Below are 10,054 nucleotides of genomic sequence, written 5' to 3'. Positions count from 1 at the left end.
GGCCGCGCGGCGATGTCGCCCGCGGCCGCAACCGGGAGACCCTCCGCATGCGCTGTGCCCTCGCCGCGATCGTCGTCGCGGCCTCGCTGATCACGCCCGCCGCCGCCGAGACGCTGCGGCTCGCCTCGAGCTACGCCGTGGCCGGCACCAATGGCGACGGATCGACCTATTCGGGGACGCTCTCCGTCCAGGTCATCTCGGACACCACCTACACGGTGCGCTGGTCGATCGGCGGCTCGACCTATACGGGCTTCGGCATGCGCATGAACGACACGCTCTCGGCCACCTACACGATGGACGGCAAGCCCGGCCTGGTGATGTACCAGGTGCAGGACGGCGGCGTCCTGCGCGGCATCTGGGCCGTCCGCGGCCAGAACGGCTCCGGCACCGAGACGCTGACGCCGAAGTGAGGGGGCGGGCGCGCCGCCGGCCTGCTCAGATGCCCTGGCCACCCGACACCTCGACCCGCTGGGCGTTCACCCAGCGATGATCGGCGGACAGGAGGCTGGCGATCATCGGCCCGATGTCGTCCGGCACGCCGGCCCGGCCGAGCGCGGTGATGTCGGCGAAGATCCTGTTGACGTCCGGATCGTCACGAACGGCGCCGCCGCCGAAGTCGGTCTCGATCGCGCCCGGCGCCACCGTGTTGACGGCGATCCCGCGGCCGCCCAGCTCCTTGGCCATGTAGCGGGTGAGCACCTCGATCGCACCCTTCACGGCCGCATAGGCGGCATAGCCGGGGAACGACGTGCGGGTGAGGCCGGAGGACAGGTTGACGATGCGGCCGCCGTCCCGGATCAGCGGCAGCAGCGTCTGCGTGAGGAAGTAGACGCCCTTGAAGTGGACGTCGACGAGCCGGTCGAACTGCGCCTCGGTGGTCTGCCCGATCAGGGCATAATCGCCGTGACCGGCATTGTTCACCAGATGATCGAAGCTCTCGCGGCCCCAGGTCTGGCGCAGCGCCGCCCGCAACCGCTCAGCGAACGGCGCGAAGGCGGCGACGTCGCCGGTGTCGAGCTGCAGCGCGACCGCCTTGCGGCCAAGCGCCTCGATCTCGGCGACGACGGCCTGCGCGTCCCCGGCGCGGCTCATGTAGGTGAGGACGACATCGCCGCCGCGGCGGGCGACGGCGATCGCGGTGCTGCGGCCGAGCCCGCGGCTGGCTCCGGTGACGAGGGTGATCTGGGTCATGTCTGGCTCCCGTGGCGTGACCGCCCCGATATGCCCCTCCACGGCCCGCCACGGTTGCCGGAACCTCGCCGTTTCTTGCCCGATCCTCCAGAAGGACGTGCGCGCCCGGCCGCGCGCGGGTAGGCTCGCCGCATGAGCACCCCCGCCCATGCCGCACTTCTCGACGCGGTCCGCCGCCATGCGCAGGCCCATGCCGACACCGACGGCATCGCGCGCACCCCGATCCCCGGCCTCACCACGGTGCGGGCGACCGCGCCGAGCGATCTCGTCTATGCGATCTCGCGCCCGCTCGCGTGCCTCGTCCTGCAGGGCGGCAAGCAAGTCACCATGGGCGCGCGGAGCTTCGCCTTCGCGGCCGGCGACTCGCTGCTGATCACGGCCGACGTGCCGACCGTCAGCCAGATCACCCGCGCCAGCCTCGCCGCGCCCTATCTCTCGCTGGTGCTGGAGCTCGACGCGGCCGTCATCGCGGATCTGGCGGCGGAGATGAAGACCGTGCTGGTGACCGATTCCGCGCCGGTGCGGGTCGATCAGACCGAGGCCGAGGTGGCCGACGCAGCGCTGCGGCTGATGCGGCTGCTCGATCGCCCGGCCTCGGTGCCGGTGCTGCAGGCGCAGCTCGTGCGCGAGATGCACTACTGGCTTCTCGCCGGACGGCACGGGACGGCGATCCGGCGCCTCGGCTGGCCGAACGGCCACGTGCAGCGCGTGGCCCGCGCGGTCGCGCTGCTGCGGGCCGAGTTCGCCCGACCGCTGCCGGTCGACCGTCTGGCCGCGGCGGCCGGGATGAGCCCGTCGGCGTTCCACCAACACTTCCGCGCCGCGACGTCGCTCTCGCCGCTGCAGTTCCAGAAGCAGCTGCGGCTGATCGAGGCGAAGCGGCTGATGCTGTCGGAGGGCGCGAGCGCCAGCAGTGCCGCCTTCGCGGTCGGCTTTGCCAGCGTGTCACAGTTCACCCGCGACTACGGCCGTCTGTTCGGCCTGCCGCCAGTCCGCGACACAGCCGCGGCGCGAAACCAGCCGAAGCGCCCGACAGGGTCGTCGGCGGAGCGTCGGAGCCGCCTCACTCCGGCTTGAGGTTGGCGAGGCGGACGACCTCGGCCCATTTCTTCACTTCGGCGGCGACGAAGGCGGGCATCTCGGGGGTCGGGCGGAAGCGGGCGACGACGGCGTTCTTGTCGAAGGTCTCGCGCACCAGGTCGGCGGAGAGCGCGCCCTCGATGGCGCTCGCCATCAGGGCGATGCGCTCGGGCGGGGTCTTGGCCGGGGCGAAATAGGCGAACCACGCGTCGGCGTCGACGTCGGGCACGCCGGCCTCCGCCAGCGTCGGGATGTCGGGCATCAGCGGCACGCGCTTCGACGAGGCGATGGCGAGCGCCCGCACCAGGCCGCCCTCGAGCTGGCCGCGGATGTTGGCGACCGCGATGAAGCCGAAGTCGACGACGCCGGCCATCAGATCCTGGGCGAGCGGGCCGCCGCCCCGATAGGGCACGTGCTGGGCCTCGACGCCAGCCTTGATCTTGAACAGCTCGCAGGCGAGATGCGACGACGAGCCGTTGCCGGTCGAGCCGTAGTTGAGCTTGCCGGGCTCGCGCTTGAGCAGCGCCACCAGCTCGGTGGCGGTCGTCACCGGCAGCGTCTTCTTCACGACCAGCGCATGCGGCACGGTGCAGACCTGGCAGATCGGCGAAAAGCTCTCGACGGCGCGATAGCCGAGCGTCGGATAGAGCGACTCGTTGGTGCCGTGCGTCTGCTGCGTGCCGAGCACCAGCCGGTAGCCGTCCGGATCGGCGATCGCGACGGCCTGGGCGGCGACCGAGCCGCCGGAGCCGCCCCGATTCTCCACCACGACGGGCTGCCCCAGCGTCCGCCCCATCGGCTCGCCGATGGCGCGCGCGACGAGGTCGACCGAGCCGGCCGGCGGATAGGGAACGACGACCGTGATCGGGCGGGCCGGCCAGGCGGGCTGCGCAACGGCGGGCCGCACCAGCGCGGGCCCCAGCAGGGCGGCGCCCGTGGCGCCGAGAACGAGCTTGCGACGATCGATCATGAGACAATCCGGAGGCGGCGGGAATGGCGAGGCAGGGTCGCGGACAAGCCGACCCGCGTGTTTAGCGCCCCCGGGCCGCGGCCGGCAAGCGGCGCCATCGCATCGCCTCACCGCGGCGCTACGGTGCGGCCACGGTGAGCCGGCGAGACGTTCGGCGCCGGCGCCGGCTTTCAGGGAAACAACCTCGATGTTCGGGCCGACACTCTTCGAGCAGCGCCGTCACCCGCTCGCCTCGCCGCGGAAATTCGCATGGCGCATGGCCACCGCGATCGCCATCTGGTGCGCCCTCGCGGCGATCGGGCTCGCCATCGGCATGGCCGGCTATGCCGGCTTCGAGGGCATGTCGGCGACCGATGCCTATGTCAACGCCGCCATGATCCTGTCCGGCATGGGCCCGGTCGGCGAGCTGCACACCAGGGCGGGCAAGATCTTCGCCGGCTCCTACGCGATCTTCTCGGGCCTGATCCTGGTGATCGCGTCGAGCTTCGTGCTCGCGCCGATCTTTCATCGCGTGCTGCACAGCTTCCATGTCGAGCAGGGCAAGGAAGAGTGATCGAGCGGCGCACGCGCCACACATGAAGGAGCGCGGGCCGAAACCCGCGCTCCTGGATCGCTCGGATCAGCAGATCAGCAGATCAGCGGCAGCGGCGGATGCTCTTGTAGACGACGGCGCCGTTCGGGCGGACGACGCGCTCGCGCACCGTGGTGCAGCCGCCGCGGCCCATGCCCATGGCGGGACCGGGCGAGCAGACGCGGCGGGTCTCGAAGATGACGCGGCCGCTCGGGCGCACGATGCGCTCGCGCACGGTGCGGCAGGCGACCTGCTCGGTGAGCGGCTCCGCGGCCTTCACGGCGGGATCGAAGAAGCGGGCGCTGGCCGGCACGGCGGTGACGAGAACGATGACGGCCGTAGCCGCTGCGGCTGCGAGGCGCATGATGGAGTCTCCTGATCTCGCTGTCGGGAATTCACGTGTGGAGGGGAATTCACGGGTGGAACGTCAGTCGGGCGCGGCACGCATCCGGGGAGGACGCGAGATCCGCGCTGTCGACAACGACGATCAGGGGCTTGCGTTCCGCCCGCCTCGCCGGCCGAGTCGTCGACGCACCGCGGATGCCGAAAACGCAACGAACGCGCCGGCGAGGGGGACCGGCGCGTTCGTCTCCGACGGGACATCGGTGCGGGGAATGTGCTCGAGGTCCGGTATCACGTCAGGCGCGACGCCGCGGATCTGCTCGCGTCATCGGCCTGTTCGCGTCATCGGCCCGCTCGCGTCATCGGCCTGCGCGTCACGGACAGGAGTGACGCTGACCGTCGTAGCCCATATACGTGCCCGAGGCGGGATCGTAGGAGCGGAAGCGCTGCTGGCAGTAGGCCACGGCGTCGCCGCCGCCGCCATAGGCCGGGCCGCCGCCATAGACGGGCGCCGGTCCGTACCCCGGACCATAGCCGTATCCGTAGCTCGGCTGCGAGGCGAGCGCGCCGCCGATGATGGCGCCGGTCGCGAAGCCGGCGATGCCGGCCGCCGCGGCACCGCCGCCGCCACCCCAGCCGCCGTGATAGCCGCGATGACCCCAGCGCTGGGCCTCCGCCTGCGGCACCGCCATCGTCAGCATCGCGGCCACCGCGACGGCACCGGATGCGAGCTTCATCTTGCTGATCATGTCGAGCCTCCCTGATCGAACGAAACCATCGGGAGGAAAACGGCCGGAACGCCGGTTCGTTTCGTGAAACTTCGGTAACGCGGGGAGGTGCCAAGAGGAGGTGCCGAGAGCGGAGGTGACACGACACGTCGGAAATCGGGTGGCGCACGCGACGCGTGTCCGCTATTCCGCGAACACCCATCGACCGAGGACCACGCATGACCTTCACGCCCGCGACTCTCACGCCGGAGTTCCTGATCACGTCGCTGGTCGTGGTCGCCTCGCCCGGCACCGGCGTGCTCTACACGCTGGCGGCGGCGCTGTCGCGCGGGCGGGCGGCCAGCGTCGCGGCGGCGTTCGGCTGCACGCTCGGCATCGTGCCGCACATCCTGGCGGCCGTGCTCGGCCTCGCCGCCGTGCTGCACACCAGCGCGCTGCTGTTCAATGCCGTGAAGATCGCCGGCGTCGTCTATCTGCTGGTGATGGCGTGGCAGACGCTGCGCGAGAACGGGGCGCTGCGCATCGAGGCCCGCGCCGACCCGCGGCGGGCCCGCGACATCGTGATCGGTGCCGTGCTGATCAACATCCTCAATCCGAAGCTGTCGCTGTTCTTCCTGGCCTTCCTGCCGCAGTTCGTGGCGGCCGGCGAGACGGCACCGCTGCTGCGCATGCTGGAGCTCTCCGCCGTGTTCATGGCGATGACCTTCGCCGTGTTCGTCGCCTACGGCGTGCTGGCGGCGGCGGTGCGGGCGCACGTGATCGCGCGGCCGGCCGTGACGACGTGGCTGCGCCGCGCTTTCGCGGCCGCCTTCGTGGCGCTCGGCGCCAAGCTCGCCCTGGCGGAGCGGTGAGGCGACGGGTCGCTCAGCCCGTCGTGCGGGCGTAGTCGCCGGCGGCGCGGGCCAGCATCGTCTCGCAGGCGTCGGCGTCCATGGTCTCGACGGTGCCGAGCTTTTCGCCCGAATCGCCGTGGCGATAGAGCCACACGTCGCCGCCGTCCCGCACGTTGATCGAGTGGCGCAGCCCGTGCGGCGAGCCGCCGCTCTGCTCCGCCGTCGGAGCGATCCAGAAATCGACATGGGCGTGGTTGGTCGAGCGCGGATCCAGGTTGGTGTCGACCCGGAACTGTACGCCGTGCACGCCGAGATCGGCGTTCGCCCGCTCGAGCGCCGGCAGCAGCACGTCGCGGGCCCAGGCGACGCCGCGATCGAAGGCCGAGACCGCGGCGACACCGGCGGCCCGCCCCTGCGACGAGGCCTCGCGCCCGGCGAGGAAGGCATCCTGGACACGGCTCATGGTTCGTCTCCCGTGGGCGCCAGCCGGCGCCCGGGCCCGCGCGACCCGATTGCCGTGCGGCCCGAAGGACAACCCGCCGCGGCGGCGGCGGTTCGCAGGCGCGAGACCGCTCAGTCCAGCGCGTCGAGCAGCGGCTCCGCGCCGGTGCGCCGGTGCCAGCCGTCGAACCACACGAGATCGCGCAGCGGCAGGCGTGGCAGCCAGCCGGCGGTCTCCAGCTCCGGCCGGGCGAAAAAGTGCGACACCCGGCCGATGCACAGATAGGCGACCGGCTGGATGCGCGGCGGAATGCCGAGGGCGGCGCGAAGATCGTCGTAGCGCACGATGCTGACCCAGCCGACGCCGAGATTCTCGGCACGGGCGGCGAGCCACAGATTCTGAACGGCGCAGACGGCGCTGTAGAGATCCATCTCGGGCTGGTGGGTGCGGCCGATCACCACCGGGCCGGTGCGCTCGCGGTCGCAGGTGATGCACAGGCCGACCGGCGCCTCGAGGATGCCCTCGAGCTTGAGCTTGCGGTAGGTCGCGGCGCGGCCGTCGTCGAACATGCCGGCGGCCTCGTCGTGGGCGGTGGCGAAGGCGGCGTGCACCTTGCGCTTCACCTCCGGGTCGCGCACCAGGATGAAGTCCCACGGCTGCATGAAGCCGACCGAGGGGGCGTGATGGGCGGCGTCGAGCAGGCGCGCCAGCACCTCGTCGGGAATCGGATCGGGCAGGAACTGGCCGCGCACGTCGCGGCGCGTGGCGATGCAGCGATAGACGGCGTCGCGCTCCTGCGGCGAGAAGTCGGCGTTGGGTTGCACGGTCGCGTCCATGAGTTCCTCGGCATCCGCATCGGGCCGGCCGGGCCCGCCGCCGCACCGGGCGGCCGGGACATCATAGCGCGATTTGGCCCGGGTGAGGGACCGGTCCGCGGCCGCGCGCAGCCATGCGGCCCGATGGCCTCGCGGCGCGCCGCCCTGCCGTCCCGGACGGACCGGCCCGCTCACCCGATTCGAGAAAGGCTACGGACGGATCGCCGGCCGGGACCGCGGCGCGGCGACCTTTCGCCGGCATCGCTCCTCGTCCGCTCGGTCCGGCGACAGCGGGGACGAGCGGATCATGGCCGTCTCCATCGCCGCCGCAGTCGCGCTAGTCGTGCGCCCGCACGGCGAGCGGGGTCGGATAGGGCTCGACCCGCAGGGAATCGTGGGCCAGCAGCCCGATCTTCTGGCGCGGCGCCTGCTCCAGCTCGCCGGTGGCGGACTTGCGCACCGCGTATTGCCAGGCCGTGATCTCGCCGCGGGTCTTCAGCGCGCGGGCGACGGCGCCGGCGTCGCGCCCGCCCAGCGCATCGAGCTCGGCGTCGGTGAGGCCGATGACGATCTCGTCGCGGACCGAGACGATCTTGAACAGCGTGGTCATGGTGGTCTCGCTCAGCTTGGCCTGGGCGTGCAGGGCACTCTTGTCCTCGGCCCGCGCGTCGCGGACGAAGGCCGGCGCGGCGGCGGCGAGCAGGGTGCCGGCGAGAAGGCGCCGGCGGGCGATGTCGGGCATGAAAATCGTCCCTCCGAATGACAGGCGACGGTCGTACGCGGTGCCGGCCCGTGGCCGGCCCCGCCCGTCGCGGGTCGCGCAGCGTCGCAACGAAGCTGCGGATCGTGTCCCGGTCCTTCGTCGCAGCCGGCGCAGCGCAGGTTCAGGAGAACCGCCCCCTGCGCGCGGCCGGCGCGTCAGTCCAGCGCCGGGATCCGCACGGCGCCGTCCGGGCCGGTCTCCAGCGCCGCCACGGCGCGCACCGCGGAGAGCGGCAGCGGCCCGTAGAGATGCGGAAACAACGCCCCGCCGCGCGAGACCTCCCAGCGCAGCGCGGCGCCGAGCGGCGCGGTGGCGACCGTCACCAGCAGCAGGTCGCGCTGCCCGGAGAAATGCTTCGCCGCCGTCGCGGCGACCTGATCGGCGGCGGAAAAATGGATGAAGCCGTCGGCGAGGTCGACCGGCGCGCCGAAGAACACGCCGGCCGCCTCCGCCTCGCGCCACAGCGCGGCCGGGCAGATCTTGTAGACGACGGACGGGGCGGGTGGGCTCATGGGACCTCCGGTTCGGCCGCCCGTCATAGCCCCGTCGCGGGCGCCGCTCCAGCGCTGCGGCCGAACACCGCGCGGCCGCCGCCCGGCCGCGTCGAACCAGCAGCGCGGTAGGACGTTGACGGCGCGATGCGCTCCGTCGGCCGGCCCCCCGGCCGGATCGCGGCCGCGCGCCAACGCTCCGGAACCGCCCATGCGCCGCATCCTGGTCCTGCTCAATGAACGTGCCGGCACGGTCGTCGACCGCGGCCCGGAGGCCGTGACGGCGGCGCTCGCGGCGCTCGGCGAAGGCGGCCGCGCGGTCGACATCCGCATGCTGCCGCCCAAGGCGATGCCGGCCGCCATCGCCGAGGGCGCCCGCTCGTCGCACGACGCCCTGGTGGTGGGCGGCGGCGACGGCAGCGTCAATCTCGCCGCCAGTGCCCTCGCCGGCACCGGCAAGGTGCTGGGGGTGCTGCCCTTCGGCACCATGAACCTGTTCGCCCGCGATCTGCGCATGCCGGCCGACATCGAGGGGGCGGTGACGGCCCTGCAGGCAGCGACCCCGCAGGCCGTCGACCTCGCCACCCTGGACGGGCGGCCGTTCCACTCGCTTTCCGGCATCGGCTTCTTCAGCCAGATGGCGCGGGCCCGCGAAGAAACCCGCGGCCACCCGCTCGGGCGCTTCCTCGGGGTCGCCTGGGCGGCCCTCAAGGCGCTGCGCCGCACCGGAAAGTTCCGCTTCGAGGTGGCGCTGGACGGGCGCCGCGAGATCGTCGACGCCTTCGCCGTGCTGGTCACCAACAACCGCTTCGGCGTCGACTGGCGCCGCCCGCGCCTCGACGAGGGCCTGCTGGAGGTCCACATCGCCGAGGACGCCAGCACGCTCGGCCTCGCCCGCGCCGGCGCCGACCTGGTGACGGGCGGCTGGCGCGACAATCCCGGCATCCGCAGCACCACGGCCCGCGAGGTGACGATCTCGCATGTGCGCCGCCGCGCCTGGACCGCCACCGACGGCGAGCTGATCCGCGCCGACGTACCGCTGCACTACGGCGTCGCCCCCAAGAGCCTGACCGTCCTGATGGCCCCGCCGGAGGAGGCGCCCGCTCCGGCCGTCCGCCCCGCCGAGGCGGAGGCGTGAGGCCCCGGACTTCGCCGGCCCGCGCGCCCTCCCCGCGGTCCGAACGCCCGTCGTTCGAGCGAAAGCACCACGCATGTCGCGGTCCCGTCGGGTCGTCTTGCCATCCGTCCGGAACGCCTCTATAACCGCCCCCGCTCGCCGATGCGCCCGTCGCATCGCGCTCTCGCGGGCACGCCCAGGTAGCTCAGTTGGTAGAGCACGTGACTGAAAATCACGGTGTCGGTGGTTCGATTCCGCCCCTGGGCACCACGCCCCCAAATCCATAGCTCATCGATGCCTCGGTTCGCGCGACTTGGGTTCGCGCGACGTGCGCTGCGCGCGCTCGTGCAGCAACGCCGGCCTCGGCGGTACCCGAGCCGCGACTTCGACCTCGACCCTCACCATTCGAACCGCACCGTCGCGGCCGGCACTACCTGTGGGCGGGTGGTTTGACCGGGCGGTTCGGCCGACGGACACTCGCGGCCGGCGCGCGAGGAACAGCGATCGACGGGGACGGCGATGACGGGTGACGGACGGCGGCGCGAGCGGATGACCACGGCGGCGACGATCGCGGCCGCGGTCGCCGTCCTGGGGATCGCGATGCTGCCGGCGCGGGCGCAGGCACCCGCCCCGACTCCGGCGCCGGCCGGCCAGGCGGCTCCCTCCCCATCGCCCGCCACCGCCCCGGCCCCAACCCCGCCGGCGCCCGCC

14 protein-coding genes and 1 tRNA gene are annotated in these 10,054 nt (G+C 72.6%); 7 read left to right on the top strand and 8 right to left on the bottom strand.

Annotated features, from left to right (window positions below; translation table 11 throughout):
- The coding region (locus tag CH341_RS23170) for a hypothetical protein (protein WP_245431212.1) at positions 1–410 on the top strand (410 nt) is incomplete at its 5' end.
- A 25-nt stretch (positions 411–435) separates the two neighbouring features.
- On the opposite strand, the gene CH341_RS23165 is transcribed toward CH341_RS23170, so the two are convergent.
- Positions 436–1,191, bottom strand: a complete 756-nt coding sequence (locus CH341_RS23165; protein ID WP_111421354.1) for an SDR family NAD(P)-dependent oxidoreductase — start codon at positions 1,189–1,191, stop codon at positions 436–438.
- A 132-nt stretch (positions 1,192–1,323) separates the two neighbouring features.
- Between CH341_RS23165 and CH341_RS23160 the strand changes: the two genes are divergently transcribed.
- A complete protein-coding gene (locus CH341_RS23160; RefSeq protein ID WP_111421353.1) occupies positions 1,324–2,268 on the top strand; it encodes an AraC family transcriptional regulator in 945 nt (314 codons plus the stop codon).
- Here CH341_RS23160 and CH341_RS23155 read toward each other — a convergent pair.
- Positions 2,255–3,241, bottom strand: coding sequence for a Bug family tripartite tricarboxylate transporter substrate binding protein (locus CH341_RS23155; protein ID WP_111421352.1), 987 nt, complete (start codon positions 3,239–3,241; stop codon positions 2,255–2,257). The two genes, CH341_RS23160 and CH341_RS23155, sit on opposite strands and share 14 nt — an antisense overlap.
- Positions 3,242–3,497: 256 nt before the next feature.
- Between CH341_RS23155 and CH341_RS23150 the strand changes: the two genes are divergently transcribed.
- Complete coding sequence (locus CH341_RS23150; RefSeq protein ID WP_210208565.1) at positions 3,498–3,794, top strand: hypothetical protein; 297 nt, start codon at positions 3,498–3,500, stop codon at positions 3,792–3,794.
- Positions 3,795–3,876: 82 nt separating this feature from the next.
- On the opposite strand, the gene CH341_RS23145 is transcribed toward CH341_RS23150, so the two are convergent.
- Both CH341_RS23145 and CH341_RS23140 read right to left on the bottom strand, forming a co-directional pair.
- Positions 3,877–4,176, bottom strand: coding sequence for a hypothetical protein (locus tag CH341_RS23145; RefSeq protein ID WP_111421351.1), 300 nt, complete (start codon positions 4,174–4,176; stop codon positions 3,877–3,879).
- A gap of 352 nt (positions 4,177–4,528) precedes the next feature.
- Entirely contained in the window at positions 4,529–4,903 is a 375-nt protein-coding gene (locus CH341_RS23140) for a BA14K family protein (RefSeq protein ID WP_111421350.1), read from the bottom strand.
- Positions 4,904–5,100: 197 nt separating this feature from the next.
- On the opposite strand from CH341_RS23140, the gene CH341_RS23135 reads away from it, so the two are divergent.
- A complete protein-coding gene (locus CH341_RS23135) occupies positions 5,101–5,733 on the top strand; it encodes a LysE family translocator (RefSeq protein ID WP_111421349.1) in 633 nt (210 codons plus the stop codon).
- A gap of 13 nt (positions 5,734–5,746) precedes the next feature.
- Here CH341_RS23135 and CH341_RS23130 read toward each other — a convergent pair whose 3' ends face one another.
- The 4 genes from CH341_RS23130 to CH341_RS23115 form a co-directional block, all read right to left on the bottom strand.
- Complete coding sequence (locus CH341_RS23130; protein ID WP_111421348.1) at positions 5,747–6,178, bottom strand: hypothetical protein; 432 nt, start codon at positions 6,176–6,178, stop codon at positions 5,747–5,749.
- A 110-nt stretch (positions 6,179–6,288) separates the two neighbouring features.
- Complete coding sequence (gene bluB, locus CH341_RS23125; protein WP_111421347.1) at positions 6,289–6,993, bottom strand: 5,6-dimethylbenzimidazole synthase; 705 nt, start codon at positions 6,991–6,993, stop codon at positions 6,289–6,291.
- A gap of 316 nt (positions 6,994–7,309) precedes the next feature.
- A complete protein-coding gene (locus CH341_RS23120; RefSeq protein ID WP_111421346.1) occupies positions 7,310–7,714 on the bottom strand; it encodes a hypothetical protein in 405 nt (134 codons plus the stop codon).
- A gap of 176 nt (positions 7,715–7,890) precedes the next feature.
- Positions 7,891–8,247, bottom strand: coding sequence for a DUF952 domain-containing protein (locus CH341_RS23115; RefSeq protein ID WP_111421345.1), 357 nt, complete (start codon positions 8,245–8,247; stop codon positions 7,891–7,893).
- A 190-nt stretch (positions 8,248–8,437) separates the two neighbouring features.
- Between CH341_RS23115 and CH341_RS23110 the strand changes: the two genes are divergently transcribed.
- From CH341_RS23110 to CH341_RS35340, 3 genes are all read left to right on the top strand, one after another.
- Entirely contained in the window at positions 8,438–9,364 is a 927-nt protein-coding gene (locus CH341_RS23110) for a diacylglycerol/lipid kinase family protein (RefSeq protein ID WP_111421344.1), read from the top strand.
- A gap of 173 nt (positions 9,365–9,537) precedes the next feature.
- Positions 9,538–9,613, top strand: a tRNA-Phe gene (locus CH341_RS23105).
- Between the two features lie 249 nt (positions 9,614–9,862).
- Positions 9,863–10,054 (top strand): hypothetical protein (locus tag CH341_RS35340; protein ID WP_210208564.1); only part of this gene is annotated, 192 nt, incomplete at its 3' end.

This window comes from Rhodoplanes roseus (assembly GCF_003258865.1).
Classification (GTDB): Bacteria; Pseudomonadota; Alphaproteobacteria; order Rhizobiales; family Xanthobacteraceae; genus Rhodoplanes; species Rhodoplanes roseus.
Note: the sequence above shows the minus strand (reverse complement) of the source record. Positions and strands in the feature narration are given on the sequence as shown.

Coding starts and splice junctions, on each gene's coding strand:
- CH341_RS23155 (WP_111421352.1), bottom strand. CDS start 3,241: ATGATCGATCGTCGCAAGCTCGTTCTCGGCGCCACGGGCGCCGCCCTG.
- CH341_RS23130 (WP_111421348.1), bottom strand. CDS start 6,178: ATGAGCCGTGTCCAGGATGCCTTCCTCGCCGGGCGCGAGGCCTCGTCG.
- bluB (WP_111421347.1), bottom strand. CDS start 6,993: ATGGACGCGACCGTGCAACCCAACGCCGACTTCTCGCCGCAGGAGCGC.
- CH341_RS23165 (WP_111421354.1), bottom strand. CDS start 1,191: ATGACCCAGATCACCCTCGTCACCGGAGCCAGCCGCGGGCTCGGCCGC.
- CH341_RS23110 (WP_111421344.1), top strand. CDS start 8,438: ATGCGCCGCATCCTGGTCCTGCTCAATGAACGTGCCGGCACGGTCGTC.
- CH341_RS23120 (WP_111421346.1), bottom strand. CDS start 7,714: ATGCCCGACATCGCCCGCCGGCGCCTTCTCGCCGGCACCCTGCTCGCC.
- CH341_RS23140 (WP_111421350.1), bottom strand. CDS start 4,903: ATGATCAGCAAGATGAAGCTCGCATCCGGTGCCGTCGCGGTGGCCGCG.
- CH341_RS23160 (WP_111421353.1), top strand. CDS start 1,324: ATGAGCACCCCCGCCCATGCCGCACTTCTCGACGCGGTCCGCCGCCAT.
- CH341_RS23150 (WP_210208565.1), top strand. CDS start 3,498: ATGGCCACCGCGATCGCCATCTGGTGCGCCCTCGCGGCGATCGGGCTC.
- CH341_RS23115 (WP_111421345.1), bottom strand. CDS start 8,247: ATGAGCCCACCCGCCCCGTCCGTCGTCTACAAGATCTGCCCGGCCGCG.
- CH341_RS23135 (WP_111421349.1), top strand. CDS start 5,101: ATGACCTTCACGCCCGCGACTCTCACGCCGGAGTTCCTGATCACGTCG.
- CH341_RS23145 (WP_111421351.1), bottom strand. CDS start 4,176: ATGCGCCTCGCAGCCGCAGCGGCTACGGCCGTCATCGTTCTCGTCACC.